The organism is Nocardiopsis sp. ATB16-24 (assembly GCF_030271535.1).
GTDB lineage: Bacteria > Actinomycetota > Actinomycetes > Streptosporangiales > Streptosporangiaceae > Nocardiopsis.
Map to the genome: position 1 here is coordinate 81289 of NZ_JASCXJ010000005.1, position 16149 is coordinate 97437.

Annotated in this window: 17 protein-coding genes and 1 pseudogene; 9 read left to right on the forward strand and 9 right to left on the reverse strand. The window is 67.7% G+C overall.

The features are described 5' to 3' along the window. The first annotated feature begins 101 nt into the window (after positions 1–101). From PFX91_RS07945 to PFX91_RS07955, 3 genes are all read left to right on the forward strand, one after another. Positions 102–1145 (forward strand): ParB/RepB/Spo0J family partition protein, encoded by a 1044-nt coding sequence (locus PFX91_RS07945; protein ID WP_285730560.1) that lies wholly within the window; start codon positions 102–104, stop codon positions 1143–1145. A 904-nt stretch (positions 1146–2049) separates the two neighbouring features. Continuing rightward, positions 2050–2589: a flavin reductase family protein gene (locus PFX91_RS07950; protein ID WP_285730561.1), complete on the forward strand. Its 540-nt coding sequence runs from the start codon at positions 2050–2052 to the stop codon at positions 2587–2589. Between the two features lie 456 nt (positions 2590–3045). Continuing rightward, entirely contained in the window at positions 3046–3726 is a 681-nt protein-coding gene (locus tag PFX91_RS07955) for an arsenate reductase/protein-tyrosine-phosphatase family protein (RefSeq protein ID WP_285730562.1), read from the forward strand. Positions 3727–3953: 227 nt separating this feature from the next. Here the strand turns inward: PFX91_RS07955 and PFX91_RS07960 are convergent, their stop codons facing one another. Next, positions 3954–4361: an arsenate reductase ArsC gene (locus PFX91_RS07960; RefSeq protein WP_285730563.1), complete on the reverse strand. Its 408-nt coding sequence runs from the start codon at positions 4359–4361 to the stop codon at positions 3954–3956. 93 nt (positions 4362–4454) lie between these two features. Between PFX91_RS07960 and PFX91_RS07965 the strand changes: the two genes are divergently transcribed. The 3 genes from PFX91_RS07965 to PFX91_RS07975 all read left to right on the forward strand — a co-directional run bounded on the left by PFX91_RS07965 (position 4455) and on the right by PFX91_RS07975 (position 6974). Beyond that, positions 4455–4769 (forward strand): ArsR/SmtB family transcription factor, encoded by a 315-nt coding sequence (locus PFX91_RS07965; protein ID WP_285730564.1) that lies wholly within the window; start codon positions 4455–4457, stop codon positions 4767–4769. Beyond that, on the forward strand, positions 4766–5833 hold the full coding sequence (gene arsB, locus PFX91_RS07970) for an ACR3 family arsenite efflux transporter (protein WP_285730565.1): 1068 nt from the start codon (positions 4766–4768) through the stop codon (positions 5831–5833). Before PFX91_RS07965 ends, arsB begins: the two co-directional genes overlap by 4 nt. A 61-nt stretch (positions 5834–5894) precedes the next feature. Continuing rightward, a complete protein-coding gene (locus PFX91_RS07975) occupies positions 5895–6974 on the forward strand; it encodes an ArsO family NAD(P)H-dependent flavin-containing monooxygenase (protein ID WP_285730566.1) in 1080 nt (359 codons plus the stop codon). Between the two features lie 159 nt (positions 6975–7133). On the opposite strand, the gene PFX91_RS07980 is transcribed toward PFX91_RS07975, so the two are convergent. Genes PFX91_RS07980 through PFX91_RS07995 form a run of 4 tightly spaced genes read right to left on the reverse strand, consistent with a single transcriptional unit; the run spans position 7134 to position 10972 of the window. After that, the gene (locus tag PFX91_RS07980; RefSeq protein ID WP_285730567.1) at positions 7134–7991 is read right to left on the reverse strand and encodes an NAD(P)-binding domain-containing protein; all 858 of its coding nucleotides are present in this window, start codon (positions 7989–7991) and stop codon (positions 7134–7136) included. After that, entirely contained in the window at positions 7954–8184 is a 231-nt protein-coding gene (locus PFX91_RS07985) for an NAD(P)-binding protein (RefSeq protein ID WP_285730568.1), read from the reverse strand. Before PFX91_RS07985 ends, PFX91_RS07980 begins: the two co-directional genes overlap by 38 nt. Before the next feature lie 59 nt (positions 8185–8243). Continuing rightward, a complete protein-coding gene (locus PFX91_RS07990) occupies positions 8244–9485 on the reverse strand; it encodes an MFS transporter (RefSeq protein ID WP_285730569.1) in 1242 nt (413 codons plus the stop codon). After that, the gene (locus PFX91_RS07995; protein WP_285730570.1) at positions 9482–10972 is read right to left on the reverse strand and encodes an NAD(P)-binding domain-containing protein; all 1491 of its coding nucleotides are present in this window, start codon (positions 10970–10972) and stop codon (positions 9482–9484) included. Before PFX91_RS07995 ends, PFX91_RS07990 begins: the two co-directional genes overlap by 4 nt. Before the next feature lie 89 nt (positions 10973–11061). Here PFX91_RS07995 and PFX91_RS08000 point away from each other — a divergent pair, with 89 nt between their 5' ends. After that, a complete protein-coding gene (locus PFX91_RS08000; RefSeq protein WP_285730571.1) occupies positions 11062–11970 on the forward strand; it encodes a helix-turn-helix domain-containing GNAT family N-acetyltransferase in 909 nt (302 codons plus the stop codon). Between the two features lie 174 nt (positions 11971–12144). After that, positions 12145–12381 (forward strand): annotated as a pseudogene (locus PFX91_RS23250) (alpha/beta hydrolase fold domain-containing protein); the annotation flags it as partial. A 15-nt stretch (positions 12382–12396) separates the two neighbouring features. Here the strand turns inward: PFX91_RS23250 and PFX91_RS08005 are convergent. The 3 genes from PFX91_RS08005 to PFX91_RS08015 all read right to left on the reverse strand — a co-directional run bounded on the left by PFX91_RS08005 (position 12397) and on the right by PFX91_RS08015 (position 14753). Next, positions 12397–13264, reverse strand: a protein-coding gene (locus tag PFX91_RS08005; RefSeq protein ID WP_285730572.1) for an IS5 family transposase whose coding sequence is annotated in 2 segments (ribosomal slippage) — positions 12397–12984 and positions 12986–13264 — 867 coding nt in all. Because the reading frame shifts where the segments join, the coding sequence is not laid out codon by codon here. A gap of 145 nt (positions 13265–13409) precedes the next feature. After that, complete coding sequence (locus PFX91_RS08010) at positions 13410–13805, reverse strand: helix-turn-helix domain-containing protein (RefSeq protein WP_285730573.1); 396 nt, start codon at positions 13803–13805, stop codon at positions 13410–13412. 93 nt (positions 13806–13898) lie between these two features. After that, positions 13899–14753, reverse strand: coding sequence for a universal stress protein (locus tag PFX91_RS08015; protein ID WP_285730574.1), 855 nt, complete (start codon positions 14751–14753; stop codon positions 13899–13901). A 17-nt stretch (positions 14754–14770) separates the two neighbouring features. On the opposite strand from PFX91_RS08015, the gene PFX91_RS08020 reads away from it, so the two are divergent. After that, positions 14771–15619 carry a helix-turn-helix domain-containing protein gene (locus tag PFX91_RS08020; RefSeq protein ID WP_352231639.1) on the forward strand — a complete coding sequence of 283 codons (849 nt, stop codon included), beginning with the start codon at positions 14771–14773 and terminating at the stop codon, positions 15617–15619. Between the two features lie 108 nt (positions 15620–15727). Here PFX91_RS08020 and PFX91_RS08025 read toward each other — a convergent pair whose 3' ends face one another. Further along, entirely contained in the window at positions 15728–15985 is a 258-nt protein-coding gene (locus PFX91_RS08025; RefSeq protein ID WP_285730575.1) for a hypothetical protein, read from the reverse strand. Positions 15986–16149 lie beyond the last annotated feature (164 nt).

Sequence of the window (16149 nt, forward strand, 5' to 3'; positions counted from 1 at the left end):
ACATCCACGCGCTCCGCACCGAATCCGTCCCTGGCTCTGTCATGGCGAAGGAATTCGGCGCACCGTTGGCGGCCGTACTGAATCCGTCACCCTGACCATGGATGGCATTCTTCGTCAAAGGAGCTGAGATGGCGACCACTTCGGAGCGAGTCCCGATCAACGTCCTGTTGGACGCCGATTCCCCCCGGGTGGAAGGGATCGACCGTGATCATGTAGCACGCCTGGCCGAGCGGATTGACGAATTACCTCCGATCCTCGTCCACCGGTCGACGATGCGGATTATCGACGGTATGCACCGCCTGCACGCGACACGTATGAGTGGCCGCACAACCATCGAGGTGGTCTACTTCGACGGATCGGTTCCCGACTGTTTTCTCGCTGCGGTCGAGGCGAACATCCGCCATGGGCTTCCTCTGACTCTGGCTGACCGTAGGGAGTCCGCGAAGAAGATTCTGGCCAGTCACCCCCAATGGTCGGACCGGGCGATCGCTGCCAGGGTCGGGTTGTCCGGAAAGACGGTCGGTGCCCTGCGCCGTACCTCGACCGACCCCGCGGTCCGGTCCGCGGTCCGAGTCGGACTCGACGGCCGCGTCCGAGCCGTCGACCACGGCGAGAGACGCCAAAGGGCTGCCGACCTCCTGGCGCAAAACCCGGGAGCATCGCTTCGAGAAATCTCTAGGTTGGCTTGCGTCTCCGTGGAGACGGTACGAGGCATCCGTGACCGACTGAAAAGCGAGGACAGCCCCCCACCCAGCGAGGACACCTCTGCGTCCCCGGTAGGCGAAGACGTGTTGACCGCCGCTGGCCATCCGCCTTCGATCGAACTGAACGAACAACTTCGTGCAAGGGCGAAAAACACGAGGCAGCGTTCCGCCGAGGTCCGTCCTATCGACCTCGGGGTCGTGCTCGACTCGCTTAAGAAGGACCCTACTCTTCGGTACAACGACGAAGGTCGTACGATGATCCGCTGGCTCGAGACCCGTGTCATACGCCACGATGAGGCCGAGCTTGTCGAACGTATCCCCTCACACCAGGCCGCCAGGATCGCGGCCGTTGCGCGTGCCTGTGCCGTGAACTGGAATGTCATCGCGTCCCTACTGGAGCGCCGCGGGGATCAACCGACTCATGCGAGTGCCATCACCTGACGGCCGGTGTACATGGATTGGAGCCCGGACAAGAGAACTTGGCCGGGCTTTTCCGTCCCTGGTGCGAAGCTATTTTCAGCAACTGATTCCCGCCATGGAAGGCTTCTCGGGATCGGGAAGAGCCATGCCTGAACAGCGAGGACGAAACCAGAAGCACGATTGTGTTCAATATGCATCGAGGTGGCTTTGCCAAGCACGGGGTGCGGAAGTTGCTGAATTTTTACATGGCATGGTTCTCATATCGCGCCGCTGACGAATCAGATCGTCTGCTGTTGCCTATTTCTTCCTCTGATGAATCCCTGTCGGTCGAGGAAAAGGGATGAGGAAATTTCGGGACGGGCAGATCCGGCTTCCCGACCTCTGCTGCCTCCGGGGTTTTCTGAGGTTCGAAGGTCCTCTGGCGCAGAGCCAGAGACATCTCCACGACTCCCGGAAAGGATATTCCGCGAGAGGTGAGTATCGACTGTTCTATTTCGAGTAGCCAGGAAAAGAATCTATCCTTCTCCTCAGATCAGGAAGAACCACCGAAACGGAGGGGTTTTGGGTCGCTCTGCTCTGAACCGAATGTCATGGCGCCTTGGTCTCCCCGCCTCAACAGTGAACGCAAGGGCGCGGAGTGCGTTCGCCGTAGTAGCTGCGACGCACGGCAATGTCTCCCATCTTTTCCTCTGCCGTGTCGGCGGATTAGGATATCGGTGTGGGCGACGGACAGTACGCGGACTTCCCACGGGCCGCAGGTCCTGAGCCTTGAAGACGCACGTATCCACGACCTGTATCGACCACGACCCCATGATTTCATGGGTAAATATTCTCATCCGCATGCCTGGGCCCCAAGAGCAGTGTTCCACGGCCTCGCCAGAGCTTTCGGCACATGGCATCCGTCCTCATCTCAACGGAGTAACCTATGCCCCTTTCCTCCAGGACCCTTCTGGGCATCCCGAAGACTAATCTCCGAGGGACCTCTTGGGCTATTCCCTCCGGTGTCTCGATCGTGAGTACGATCAGTGCTGACGGGGACCTGTACACGGTCACGGTGAGCTCGTTAACGACCGCCTCGCTGGAACCGCCACTGGTGGTGTTCTACCTGAAAAGGGTGTCGAGGTCCCTGCATGCGGTCCGTGACGGCGGCGAGTTCGCTGTGACGGTCCTGGCCGCGCACCAGGATTCTGTTGCTTTACGCTTCTCCGCTCCCGGGCTGCCTAGAGGTTCTCAGGGTTGGAAAGGGATCCCGTTACGTCCGGCCCCGGTCACGGGCCTTCTTATAGCGGTCGAAGGAGTGGCTTATTTCGACTGCTGCCTGGTGTCGTGCTTCGAGGTCGGTGACCACCAGAGCATCCTCGGGCGGATGCTCTCCTGCGACGGTCTCGAACCGTCGGCGTCCTTCCTCCACGGCAACAGTGAATTCACCATGTTCCGGGACGCGGGGTCGCCAACCGTTGACTGAGCCGTCTCGCTGGAAACCGACTGGGGCCGGTCCCAGGTCAGGTTCAGCAGACGGTCTCGTGTGGCGCCACCAGAGTTGTCGAAAGGAAGATGTTCGCGGACTCCACCTCGGTCCCGTTCTGAGTCCGGAGCTCCCTGCCGTCGCTCATCCTCCTGGCCCGACAGCCCCGGAGAACGAGCGCCGGCGTGCCGGATCGCACCGTCGCACGGTGCACCTGGCCAGGTTCACCCAGAAGTGGGACCCCCTGTTGCTCGAAGACAGCGGGGTGCTCAGACCGAACTTGGAAAGGCCGGAACAAGGGCGGATGGCGATGAGCGAGCGGATCGGAAGCGTCGTGGTTCCCGAGCAACAGGCATGGCGCACTCCAGGGCGGGCATCGAAGCCCAGGCCGGGCTTCGAACGAAGAGAAGGAGAGAAGGATTGTCCCCGTATATTCACCCTGCGAATGTTGGTCCGATGAACGCTGAGTTTGCTTTGGAACAGCGGGCCAGGTTACACGCGGTGCTGGCGGACAGTGCCCGCCTGGCTGTCACCGACGTCCTGCGAATGGGTGATGCCTCTCCCACCGAACTGGGCGAACTGTTGAGCATGCGTTCCAACCTCGTCGCCTACCACCTACGTATCCTGGAGGAGGCGGACGTCATCACCCGTGTCCGTTCCGAAGCGGACCAGCGCCGGGTCTACATTCGCCTTCGCCCCGAAGCGCTCACAGCCCTGACACCGACCTCTCTCCTGAACACGCCCCGCGTGGTGTTCGTGTGCACCCGCAACACGGCCCGCTCTCAACTGGCCGCCGCGTTGTGGGAACACCACAGCCCGGTCCCTGCGGCCTCGGCCGGTACCCATCCCGGCCCTCGCATCCACGAAGGCGCGCTGGTCACAGCCCGCAGTCACGGTCTGCGGATCGGATCCCGAAGCCCCGCCCACGTGGACGACGTGCTGCGCGAGGGCGACCTGATCGTGGCGGTCTGCGATAGCGCCCACGAGGAACTCCCTCCCGCCCGCGATCGTCTGCACTGGTCGATTCCCGACCCGATACGGGCGGACACCGCCACCGCCTTCGAGGATGCTTTCACTCAGATCAGCGGTCATATCGAGCGGCTCGCGCCCGCTGTCCGACATCAGAAGAGATCGTGACCGGCCATCCCCGCCGGTTTACCGTCGACCAGCAGTACACCTTGAACATCGCCTCACGTGGCCTGGAGAAGGAGTTCAAGGGATCCCCACGCCGCCACCATGGCCTGTCCCTACCGCTGTTGGCCACAAGTTCTTCCGAGTCCGAGCGAGGCTCGAAGTTCCGCCTTGGTGGCGCGGGACGGCGGGATGATCCGAGGGCCCGCTTTGTGTCGTGCCAGCTGTGCTGTTCACCCCTGAGTGGAGAGCTCCGCGATAAGTTTCTCGACACGCTTTTTGATCTCGTCGCGGATCGGGCGGACCGCGTCCACGCCCTGCCCGGCCGGGTCGGGTAGCTCCCAGTCCAGGTAGCGCTTGCCGGGGAAGACCGGGCACACGTCCCCGCAGCCCATGGTGATGCACACGTCGGAGGCCTCGACGGCTTCGGAGGTGAGGATCTTGGGCTTTTGGTCGGTGATGTCGATGCCCACCTCGGCCATGGCCTCCACCACGGCGGGGTTGACCGACTCGGCCGGGGCCGAACCCGCCGAGCGCACCTCCACCTGCTCGCCGGCCAGGTGGGCCAGCCAGGCGGCCGCCATCTGGGAGCGGCCCGCGTTGTGCACGCACACGAACAGCACGGACGGGATGTCGGCCATAGGGTCCCACCTTCTTCTTTCGGATCCGACCGGGCGCGGCCCAGACCGATGATCAATTCGCATCAGTGTCGAATGATATGACATCATCAGCACATGCTGACATCAGTCGAAATTGATCTGATCAGGGCGCTGGGGGACCCGCTGCGCCTGCGCATCGTCTCCCTCCTCGCCCACGAGACCCTGTGCACCACGCACCTGGTCACCGAGACCGGCGCGAAGCAGACCAACCTGTCCAACCACCTGCGTGTGCTGCGCGAGGCCGGGGTGGTGGAGACCGAGCCGTGCGGCCGCTACACCTACTACCGGCTGCGCCCCCAGGCCTTGGAGGGACTGGCCCAAGACCTGAACGACCTCGCCGCCACCGCCCGCCGCACCATCGCCGCCGACACCAAGAGAGCCTGCCCATGACCCGCACCGACACCACGGCCCCCGTGGCCGCACGGATGCCCACCCTGGACCGGTTCCTGGCGGTGTGGATCCTGTTCGCCATGGCCGCCGGCCTGGGACTGGGCCGCCTGGTCCCAGGCCTGAACCAACTCCTGTCCGCGATGGAGATCGGCGGGATCTCCCTGCCCATCGCCCTGGGCCTGCTGGTCATGATGTACCCGGTGCTGGCCAAGGTCCGCTACGACCGCCTGGACACCGTCACCCGCGACACCCGCCTGCTCCTGTCCTCCCTGGTGATCAACTGGCTCATCGGACCGGCGGTGATGTTCGCGCTGGCCTGGATCTTCCTGGCCGACCTGCCCGAGTACCGCACCGGTCTGATCATCGTCGGGCTGGCCCGCTGCATCGCCATGGTCGTCATCTGGAACGACCTGGCCGGCGGCCACCGCGAGGCCACCGCCGTGCTGGTCGCTTTGAACTCGGTCCTGCAGGTGCTGCTGTTCGGCGCCCTGGGCTGGTTCTACCTGGACCTGCTGCCCGGCTGGCTGGGCCTGGACACCGACGGACTGGACGTGTCGGCGTGGCTGATCGCCCTGAACGTGGTGATCTTCCTCGGCATCCCGCTGGCCGCCGGCTTCCTCACCCGCACGCTCGGGGAGAAGAGGATGGGCCGCGAACGCTACGAGACGGCCTTCCTGCCCAAGATCGGCCCCTGGGCGCTGTACGGGCTGCTGTTCACCATCGTGCTGCTGTTCGCCCTGCAGGGCGAACGGATCACCAGCCGGCCCCTGGACGTGGCCCGTATCGCCGTGCCGCTGCTGATCTACTTCACCCTGATGTGGTTCGGCACCTTCGCCTTCGGCAAGGCGATCGGGATGGACTACGACCGCACCACCACGCTGGCCTTCACCGCAGCGGGCAACAACTTCGAGCTGGCCATCGCCGTGGCGATCGCCACCTTCGGCATCACCTCCGGGCAGGCGCTGGCCGGGGTGGTGGGGCCGCTGATCGAGGTGCCGGTCCTGATCGCGTTGATCTACGCTTCGCTGGCCTGGCGCAGGCGCTTCGTACCGGAGCGCCGATAGGACGGCGAATCCATGGGTCCCGTGGGGACACGGGCCCGTTCACGTGATCATCGGAGGATGGATGGAACACCTGGTCGACGTCGCGGTCATCGGTGGTGGGCAGGCTGGGCTGGCGGCCGGTTATTTTCTGCGCCGGGCCAAGGTTGACTTCATCATCCTGGACGACCGTGAGGAGGCGGGAGGGTCCTGGCCCGAGTACTGGGACTCCTTGCGGCTGTTCTCCCCGGCCGCGCACAGTATGCTGCCCGGCTGGTGGATGCCCGCGGAGGAGGGGCAGGAGTACCCGAGCGCACGGCACGTAGCCTGGTATCTGACCGAGTACGAGCGCCGCTATGCTCTCCCGATCCGGCGCTCGGTACACGTGCGTCGGGTCAAGCGGGCGGGAAGCCGACTGAGACTGGTCACCGATGGGGACACCTGGTCGGCCCGGTACGTCATCAGTGCCACCGGTACCTGGCGGGCGCCCCACATCCCCGCCATCCCAGGACGTGACGCCTTCGAGGGCGAGCAGCTCCACACGGTGGACTACCGCCACCTCGAAGAGTTCGTCGGGCGGCGCGTCGCGGTGGTAGGCGGTGGTAACTCGGCGGCCCAGATCCTGGCTGAGATATCCACGGTCGCGCAGACCACCTGGGTCACTTCGCGCCCGCCCCGGTTTTTGCCCGACGACGTCGACGGCAGGGCGCTCTTCGCCCTCGCCACCGGCTCACAGAAAGCGGCCGAACAGGGAGAAAACCGCCCTGAAGGAATCGCGGAGTTGGGAGACATCGTGGTAGTGCCGAGCGTGCGCGAGGCACGTAAACGCGGAGACACCAAAGCCGAGCCGATGTTCGACCGCCTCACCCGCACCGGCGTGGCCTGGGCCGACGGCAGCACAGTGGACTGCGACGTGATCGTGTGGTGCACGGGGTTCCACCCGGTGTTGGGCCACCTCAACTCCCTGGGGCTCGTCAACGAACAGGGCAGGGTCGTTGTGGAGGGAACCCGAGTGGTGGCCCAGCCCCGCCTGCATCTGCTGGGCTACGGCGATTGGACAGGCCCTGCCTCGGCCACCCTCATCGGTGCGGCGCGCACCGCCAAGGCGACCGTCGCGCAGATCACGCGAGCTCTCAAAGCCGAGACAGGGGCCGGAACAGGGTGAGGTGGCGAAGAGAGATCGCCTTCTCCTCCTCTGAGTTGGCCGCTTCCGACGCAGTGGTTGCCGCTGCCTGCTGCATGGTCTTCTTCTTTCCCAAGTGTGTGATCCGGTTCGGGCGGGTCTTCTCAACGTGCGTTCCCCGGGCGGAGGTGAACGTTTTCGTCATCGGCGCACGTGGGCGAGAAGTCGTTGCACGACGTGGCGGGCGTCCCGGCCGACTCCACGCAGAGTGGCCGAGGAGAAGCTGCGCTGGAACTCCAGCCCCACGTACCCCAGTCCGGGGGCCGTGGTGGAGACCCCGCCCCGGTGCAGCGGACTTCCGTGGGAATCCAGCGCACCCGTGGCGGCCAGATGGTCCAGGGTGGGCCGGTACCCGGTGGCCAGCAGGACGGTGTCCATCTTCTCCACCGTGCCGTCGGCCCACACCACTTTCTCACCCTCCAGTCGAGTGAACATCTCGCGTTGGTCGGGATTGCCCGAGGCGAAGGCCGCACGGTAGCGACCGTCGTCGTTGACCAGTACCGGGCCCCTCTCCCAGATCCGGCGCAGTGGGGCGGCGTCCAGACCGCTGCGCACGAACCACCAGTGCACGTCCCGGCCCAGGGGCCGCTGGTTCGCCCAGGCCACCGGAGTCCGGGTGGCCAGGCTGCCCCTGGCCATGTCGGCGAGCTCCGTGGCGATCTGGACCCCGGAGTTGCCGCCGCCGACCACCACGACGCGCTGTCCGGCGAAGGGCTCGGGGGAGCGGTACCCGGCGGCGTGCAGCACGGTCCCGGTGAAGTCCGCCAGCCCGGGGAGGGTGGGGCGGTGCGGTCGGGTGAAGCCGCCGGTGGCGGAGACCACGGCCGGGGTCCGCACCTGTGAGCCGTCGGCGGTGGTGAGAACGAAACCGTCCCCGTCGCGCTCGGTCCGCTCCACCAGTTGGCCGCAGCGCAGGTCGGCGTCCAGGTGTGAGGCGTACTCGCGCAGGTAGGCCACCACCTCATCCCGGTGCGGGTAGCGGTCTGGGTCGCCGGGCATCGCGTGTGCCGGGAGGGAGGAGAAGCGGTCGGGGGGAGAACAGGGTCGGGCTGTCGTAGTAGTGCGGCCAGGAGCCGCCGGGCTGGTCGGCGGCCTCCAGCACCAGGGGGCGCACACCCTGGCGGTTGGCGGCCCCGATGGCGGCCAGGCCCGCCTGGCCGGCGCCGATCACGGCGAGGGAGAAGTCTTCCATGACGGGGGTTCCTTCGTTGGTGTGGAGGGGTCGTTGCACAGGGGAGTACGCCGGGGTGGTCAAGCAGGAACGCCGGAGGGAATTCGCTCGTCCCTGGCGCGGGTGGCTAGGGCGGCCAGTGCGCCCAACGCCGCCAAGGCTCCCAACGCCGCGAACGCCGCCGGGTAGCCGCCCAGCGAACCGGCCAGCGCCGCGCCCGCCCACGGCGCGAGCGCGATGGCCAGCATGAGCGGGGTGTGCATGACGCCGTTGAGGGTGGCGTAGTGCTTCGTTCCCCATCGGTCGGATACGGCGGTGGCTTGGAGGAGGGTGAGGATGCCCCGTGCCATGCCGGCCAGGGCCGCGACGACCAAGACCACTCCCAGGGGGCCAGGGGTCAGAGCCAGAAGGAGAGTGGCCGCCGAGCAGGCTCCCAGGACGGCCGCGGCGCGCACCACGGGGCCGGTCCGTCGTTCCAGGGGTGCGTAGACCAGGCGGCCGAGCACCTGTCCCACACCGCCCACCCCCAGGGCCCAGGCCGCTTCTGCTGTGCCGAAGCCCTGTTCCTTCAGCAGGGGGACGATGTTGATCACGACCGCGTTCATGGTGAAGCACCCTAGGAGCAGAGCCGCTGTGAGAGCCCAGAAGGCGCGGCTGCGCACCACAGAGCGCACATCCTTCTTCTGGCCGCTCGGATGGGCATCGTTTTCGGAAGATCGGCCTCCCGGTAGGGCGAAAGCGTGCAAGGGCACCACCACGAGGAGCAGGACGGCCGCGAGCACCAGATAGGCTCCTCGCCAGCCCCACATCCCCTCCAGCAGCGCGGTTAGGGGAGCGAAGATGGTACTGGTCAGCCCGGTGACCAGGGTCAGCGCGGTCAGAGCTCGCACTTTGTCCTGCCCGTACCAGTGGGTCAGGGCGGCGAAGGCCGGAGGGTAGAACAGTCCGGCCATCGCAGCTCCGGACACCAGCCAGGCGACGGCGAAGCCCCACAGGTTCGGGGCCAAGGCGATGGCAACCACAGCGGGAGCCGCGAGCAGAGCCGCCACCGTCATCACCGGGCGTGGGCCCCGGGCCTGCACCCAGCGCCCCACCGGAATGCCCGCCAATCCCGCCACGACCTGGGAGGCGGAGAACAGCGCGGTCACCGTCGTCAAGGACCACCCGGTGTCGGCGGTGATGCTCGGAGCCAGGACAGGGAAGGCGTAGAACAAAGCCCCGTAGCTGGCGGTGACGGTGACGCACAGGACCGCCAGGCCCCGGCGCGCCCCGACCATCGCGGAGGCGGGTGCGCCGAAGACCCGACCGGACACAGGTGTCACGAGACTCGGTGCGGTTCGCCCAGCTCGACCTGCTGCGCAGAGCTGGAGCAGCAGTTGTTCCCGGTGGACGGGGCCGTCCTCTCGGAGGACACGGCGTGGTTGTCGCCGAGGGAGATCACCGGAGCCTCGGAGCCGGCCGGGCTGCCGCAGCAGTCACCCTGCTCAGCTGTGGGCTCCTTCGTCGGCTTGGGCGCGGGGCCACAGCAGCCATCGCTCTCAGCCGCCGCATCCGGCTCATCGGACAGGCCTCCGCCATTGCAGATTCCCGTCTCCGGCAAGACCAGCTCCACCCGGGCGGCTGCCTCGTGATCCCCGGCCAAGTGGGCGGCGATGCTGCGCACCTGCTCGTAGCCGGTCAGGGTCAGGAAGGTCGGGGCGCGACCGTAGGACTTCATCCCGGCCAGGAAGAACCCCTCCTCGGGGTGGGAGAGCTCGGCGGCACCGTGCGGGTAGACGGTACCGCACGAGTGCTGGTTGGGGTCGATGAGTGGGGCCAGCTCCACCGGCGCTTGGAGGGTGGGGTCCAGACCGAGGCGGACCTCGGACAGCAAGGACAAGTCGGGGCGAAACCCGGTGAGGGCGATCACCTCGTGCGCCGGCTCCAGCTCCCGGCCGTCGTCGTCGACCAGCACGAGAAGCCCGTCTCGTTCCGTGCGGATCTCAGCCGTGCGGAACCCGGTCACCACCTCGACATGTCCGGTCTCAACGGCCTTGCGGGCCCGCTGACCCAGGGCGCCGCGCGCGGCCAGCTGGTCGGCCGCGCCCCCACCGAAGGCGTCACCGACCTCCCCGCGCCGCAGTACCCACACCGCCCGGGTACCGGGGCTCTCCTGAGCCAGAGAGGCCAGGGCGACCAGTGCGGTCAGCGCCGAGTGCCCGCGCCCGACCACGGCCGTGGTGCGGCCCGCGTACCGCGCCCGGGCGTCGGGGTCGGTCAGGTCCGGGACGCGGTAGGTCAGGTGCGCGGCCGCAGCGATCTCGCCCAGCGCGGGCAAGCCGTCACCGCCCACGGGGTTGGGTGAGCCCCATGTGCCGGAGGCGTCGACGACCGCGCGGGCCAGGAGGCGCTCTTCACCACGGTCGGTACGCACCCGCACGGTGAAGGGCTGCTTCTCACGTTCGGCGTCCACGACCCGGTCACGGCCCTGGCGGCTCACACCGGTCACCTCGGCGCCGAAACGGACCCGCTCGCCCAGGGCCCTGGCCAGAGGAGCGAGGTAGGCCTCGACCCACTCGCGGCCGGTCGGGTAGCCCGCGTCGTCGGGTCGCTGCCAGTCGGTGGCGGCGAGCAACTTCTCCGCTGCGGGGGCGACCAGGTCGCGCCACATCGAGAACAGGCGCACGTGCCCCCACTCGATCACCGCCGCTCCGGCGGAGTCCCCCTTCTCCAAAACCAGGACCGGCAGGTCGCGCGCGACCAGCTCTGCTGCTGCTGCCAGGCCTGTGGGTCCGGCTCCGATCACCACGACGGGAGGCTTGTCGGCCATGACGCTTCTCCTGTTTCATTGACTGCTGTCTATGGAGAAAAACTCTATCGATCTCTATCGATAGATGCAACTATAGATCATGGTCGATAATGGGAAGTATGACCGTGATACAGCCTGAGCGCACTATTCCCGCACTCCCTCAATCCGACGCCGAGACCTACGCTGCCTGGTTCGCCTGCCTAGCCGAACCCATGCGGGTGCGGCTACTGCACGCCATCGCCACCACCCCGGGATCGGTCAGCGTGGGCCAGCTCGCCGAGATGGTGGGCGTCCGCCAACCCACGGTCTCCCACCACCTGCGTAAACTCGCCGACGCCGGGTTCGTGACCCTCGCCAAGGTGGGCACCTCCACCCGGGTGGCGATCAACCCGACCTGCTGCACGGGCCTGCCACACGCCGCCGACGCGGTGATGGGCATGCTCAACACCCGCCCTTGCTGCCCCACTGACCTGCCTGCCGACGTCACCACCCGCGCCATGGCCGACGCCGACTTAGAGGCAGTTCGGAAAATCTACGCCCAGGGCATCGCCACCGGCCACGCCACCTTCGAGACCGAGGTCCCCGACGTGGAGGCGTTGAAGGGCAAGTGGAAGGCCGGGCACCGATGGGTCGCCGAGGCCGACGGCCGCGTCGTAGGCTGGGCCGCCGCCTCACCCGTCTCCGACCGCGAGGTCTACGCCGGGGTGGCCGAGACGTCCGTGTACGTCGCCGAGGACGCGCGCGGCCGGGGCGTGGGCAAGGCCCTGCTGTACCGGCAGGTCACCGAGGCCGACGCCGCCGGACTGTGGACGCTGCAGACCTCGATCTTCCCCGAGAACCGCGCCAGTCTCTCCCTGCACCACCAGGCGGGCTACCGCACGGTCGGTGTGCGCGAGCGCGTCGCCCGCCACCACGGGGTCTGGCGCGACACCGTCCTGCTCGAGCGGCGAAGCCCGATCGAGGAAACCGCATTCGGCACCGTGCCCCGCGCTGACGGCGAAGACTGCTCCACTTCTTGACCTTGGTCGTATCCACCACCTGCCTTCCGCCTCCAGATAGGACGTACATGCCCTCGGCAGACTCTTGAGCCCGCCAAGTTCGTCAGGCCCAACCGGAAGAGATGGCCCGGCTGCCCCGGACAGCGCTGGCGCGGGTACGTGACCTGACCTTCGCCGGTCTGCCCGCACGGCTGGATCTGCCCGACACAGCCGCAGTCCTGCCGGTCCTGCTGCTTCCACGGCAGCGGATGGGTCATGAGCGACGTCGAGTCCTATGGCCCAGCCGCTCGCATCCTGTCCCAGGCCTGTGGAGTTGCCGTACTCTCCGTGAACTACCGTCGACCGCCCGAACACCCCTGTCCTGCGGCGATCGACGACGCAGAGACCACGGTGTGTTGGGCCGCCGTCAACGCTGTCGCCCTCAGTGACTGTTGGGTATGCGGGTGGCTACACGGCTTGACCGGCAGGGCGGTTGCTCCAGCGCACGCTCTCGCCCGCGAGCCGTGTGGCCATCAACCGGATCATCGCGATCTTGATCATGGTCTCGGAGTTGGCGGTAAGGCGCTCGTAGTCGCGGGCCAGGCGGCGGTTGCGCACCAGCCATCCGAAGGTGCGCTCGACCACCCACCGGCGCGGTAATACCTGGAAGCCCTTGACGTCGTCGCTGCGCCTGATGATCTGGACCACCGGTCGCAACTTCTCCCGGGCCCAGGTGAACAGGCTGTTGTCGATCTTGTTGGCGTAGCCGGCATCGGCCCAGACCAGACCCACCGAGGGAAACCGGGCGGCCAGTGCCCCAAGCACACGCCTGCCGCCGGGTCGGTCCTGCACGGAGGCGGAGGTGACCGCGACCACCAGCACCAGGCCCAGGGTGTCGGTGATCAGGTGGCGTTTGCGTCCGGTGGTGCGCTTGCCCGCGTCGTAGCCGCGGGCCTGGCCGCCCTCGCTGGACTTGATCGACTGGGCGTCCAGCACCGCGGCCGAGGGTTCTGGGGCGCGGCCTGCGGCGGTGCGCACCCGAGCGCGCAGGGCCCTGGTGGACGCGGTCGATGGTGCCGTCGGCGGCCCAGGTGCGGTACCAGCGGTAGGCGGCGTCCCAGGGCGACAGGTCACGGGGGATCATCCGCCACCGGCAGCCCGAGCGCAGCACGAAGAAGATCGCGTCCAGGGCCAGCCGGTCGTCGTACTTGCGGGGTGCTCCGCCCGTGCGCGGGTTGCGGGTGGGCATGAGCGGTTCGATCACCGCCCAGACCGGGTCGGAAAGGTTGGAGGGGTAGCATGGGCGGGCATCCCCGCCGGATTTGCATCTGCACACACAGCGCAATTCTGGCGGGGATGTCTTGCTTTCTCACCGGCGGCCCCGGCCATCGCCCTGCGTAGCTGAACGCATACCCAACAGTCGCTAAGAGGACATGAGCGTGAACATGTGTTCACGCTAGTGGTGGGCGGTTCTGATGTGCTTATCCGAAACTGCTCGGTCTCGTCCAGGCCTTGACGAAGCACACCGCCGCCGGTGAGGGTGTGCTCCTCTCCCGGTAGCGCGAGGGCGGCAGCCCCACCACCTTGTGGAAGGTGCGGCTGAAGGTGCCGAGGCTGTCGAAACCCACGGCGAGGGCGATGTCGGTGACACTGCGGTCGCTCTCGCGCAGCAGCGCCATCGCTCGTTCGATCCTGCGGCGTTGGAGGTAGCGGTGCGGGGTCTCGCCGAACACCTCGCGGAAGGAACGGGAGAAGTGGGCGGGCGACATCAGGGCCACCCGGGCCAGTCCCGGTACGTCGAGCGGCTCGGCGAAGTCGCGGTCCATCGCGTCCCGTGCACGCAGCAGCCTGCGGTTGCGCTCCTCGTTCGGTCGCATCGACACCTCCTCGCCTCAAGGTAGACAAGGGGTCGGACAGGGCCGTGACTCCCACGACCCCGCCCACCTCTCCTCCTTCCGAGGGAGGGCCGGTCATGGGGCGTGGGCGACCATGACCGGGCAGGGGGAGCGGTGCAGCATGGCGTGTGCCGTGGACCCCAGGGCCAGGGGTGACAGGGCGTGTCGACCGGAGGCCCCCACCACGAGGAGCCGGGCGTCCTGCGCGGCGCGCACCAGTGCGGCGACCGGGCGTGACTCGACCACCTCTGTGCGCACCTCCACCGAGGGGTACCTGTCCCGCCAGGGAGCGAGCCTTCGCTCCAGGGATCCTTCCTCGGCCACGCCGATCGCCTCACGCTCACCGGAGGAGAAGCCTCTGGTGGACACGGGCAACACCGGCGGGTTCCACGCCCGTACCACCCGTACCGTCCCCGACCCGACGGCGGCGGCCGCGAACGCCTCGGCGACCGCCCGCTCGGCGTGGGACGAACCGTCCTCGCCCACCACGACCTCGCGCCGATCGCCGCTCACGGGCTCGGGGCCGACCACGACCACCGGTACCGGTGCACGCGCCGCCACGCGGTAGGCGACCGAGCCCACCCTCAACCCCGGAAAGCCGCCACGTCCACGCAAGCCCACGACCAGCATGGCGGCCTTCTCCGCGTGCTGGAGCAACGCCAGGGGCGCGCTCTTGGTGACCACCGTCCTGTCCACGTCGAGACCGGGGGCGAGAGAGGTCGCCCTCTCCTCGGCCCTGTCCAGGGCGGCACGGGTGTTCCTGTCGATCTCCTCCTGGGGCCAGATGAAGGCCGAGTCGGGCGACGGCGCGGGGAACGCCATCACCATGGACAGGCGCAGGCCGCGCCGCCGCGCCTCCTCGGCGGCCCACTCCACGGCTCTCAGGCTTGCGTCGGAGTCGTCCACTCCGACGACGACCGGTCCTTGCATGGAGATCCCGTCCCTTCGTGCTCGGTGATGCCCGCCATCATGCCCCGAGCACCATCGCCTTCGACAGCCGACGTCCCGAACGGGTCGACACCACCGCACCCTTCTGGTCAGTTCCCCGACGCGGGTCGATACTGGAGGAGGGGTGCGCCGCCCCCGCCGTACGCCGAGCGCGCCGGGAGGCATCGATCGTGGGAACCAGTGAGGGCGGACACGCCAGTGGGGACATCGGCCGCAGGGTGGCCCGACGCAGGGAGGAACTGGGACTCACCCGTGAGGAACTCGCCCAACGTGCCGGGATGGCGGCCGGATACGTGGCCTACATGGAGGAACATCCGCCCTCCCTCAGCCGAAGTGCGCTCTACCGACTCTCCCGGGCCCTGCACACCACCCCCGACCGTCTTCTGGGAGCCGACATCGACACGCCGCCCGGAGCCGCGTCCACGGCCGAACTCCATCCGCGGATGCGCGTGCTGGACCCGGACGAGTGCATGGAACTCATCCGACCCGGCGGTGTGGGGCGCGTGGCCTTCGCCGACGAGGGCCGCCCTCCGGTCGTCCTCCCGGTGAACTACATGGTCGTCAGGGGCGACGTCGTCTTCATGACCGAGACCGACGGGGAGATCGCCAGACGGGCCTCGGGTCCGCTCGGTTTCGAGGTGGACCGCCTCGACGACACCATGAGTGAGGGGTGGAGCGTGCTCATCGCCGGGCAGGGACGCATCGTGACCGATCCGGAGGAGAACGCCTCACTGGAGAACTCGGTCCCGCTCCGACCGTGGGCGGGGGGACGACGGGACACCTATGTGCGCATCACACCGACGAAGGTGAGCGGGCGCCGGATCGAAACCGGCAGGCTGCTGCGCTGAGACTCCTCTGTCGATACGGCCGCGAGGCGGTCCGTGCCGGGGCGTCCGCACGAAAGCCCGCGTCTCCGGTTCCGCGATCTTCCACGGAACCGGAGGGAACGGGTCCGGTCACAGGCGTGGCTTCCTGCCCCTGGACAGGGAGTCCAACCAGCCCATGGGGCCCCTGCGGGTCGAGGGGCGTCGACCGGAGGGGGAGGTGCGCCGAGTCGAGCGGCTCAGCAGGTCACGCCCCTTCGGCGACCTCGCGGCGGACCGGGCCGTCCTCTTCACGCGGGCCAGGGGATCACGCGTTCCGGCGCCCCTGCCCGAGGCGGTGCCCCCCGCCGGGGTCAGGCGGCGCTTCATGGTCCTCAGAGGGTTCCTCATCTCGGTTCTCCTCTCGTCATCGTGACCGGTCCGAAGCCGGCCTTGCGAGATGGCGTAAACATTACGAATAGGGAACTTTTACCTCTGGGGGAGTGCTACCCCGGCGCTCGGCATTGATACCTCTTCGACCGCGGATATCCCGGGGAAGACGTTCGCGGGGTAGT

Bases quoted from the DNA above. Each gene is read 5' to 3' on its own strand.
- PFX91_RS07960 (WP_285730563.1), bottom strand. From the start codon at position 4,361: ATGGCCGACATCCCGTCCGTGCTGTTCGTGTGCGTGCACAACGCGGGC.
- PFX91_RS07975 (WP_285730566.1), top strand. From the start codon at position 5,895: ATGGAACACCTGGTCGACGTCGCGGTCATCGGTGGTGGGCAGGCTGGG.
- PFX91_RS07955 (WP_285730562.1), top strand. From the start codon at position 3,046: ATGAACGCTGAGTTTGCTTTGGAACAGCGGGCCAGGTTACACGCGGTG.
- PFX91_RS08000 (WP_285730571.1), top strand. From the start codon at position 11,062: ATGGGAAGTATGACCGTGATACAGCCTGAGCGCACTATTCCCGCACTC.
- PFX91_RS08010 (WP_285730573.1), bottom strand. From the start codon at position 13,805: ATGCGACCGAACGAGGAGCGCAACCGCAGGCTGCTGCGTGCACGGGAC.
- arsB (WP_285730565.1), top strand. From the start codon at position 4,766: ATGACCCGCACCGACACCACGGCCCCCGTGGCCGCACGGATGCCCACC.
- PFX91_RS07980 (WP_285730567.1), bottom strand. From the start codon at position 7,991: ATGCCCGGCGACCCAGACCGCTACCCGCACCGGGATGAGGTGGTGGCC.
- PFX91_RS08025 (WP_285730575.1), bottom strand. From the start codon at position 15,985: ATGAGGAACCCTCTGAGGACCATGAAGCGCCGCCTGACCCCGGCGGGG.
- PFX91_RS08015 (WP_285730574.1), bottom strand. From the start codon at position 14,753: ATGCAAGGACCGGTCGTCGTCGGAGTGGACGACTCCGACGCAAGCCTG.
- PFX91_RS07995 (WP_285730570.1), bottom strand. From the start codon at position 10,972: ATGGCCGACAAGCCTCCCGTCGTGGTGATCGGAGCCGGACCCACAGGC.
- PFX91_RS07945 (WP_285730560.1), top strand. From the start codon at position 102: ATGGCATTCTTCGTCAAAGGAGCTGAGATGGCGACCACTTCGGAGCGA.
- PFX91_RS07950 (WP_285730561.1), top strand. From the start codon at position 2,050: ATGCCCCTTTCCTCCAGGACCCTTCTGGGCATCCCGAAGACTAATCTC.
- PFX91_RS07965 (WP_285730564.1), top strand. From the start codon at position 4,455: ATGCTGACATCAGTCGAAATTGATCTGATCAGGGCGCTGGGGGACCCG.
- PFX91_RS07985 (WP_285730568.1), bottom strand. From the start codon at position 8,184: ATGGAAGACTTCTCCCTCGCCGTGATCGGCGCCGGCCAGGCGGGCCTG.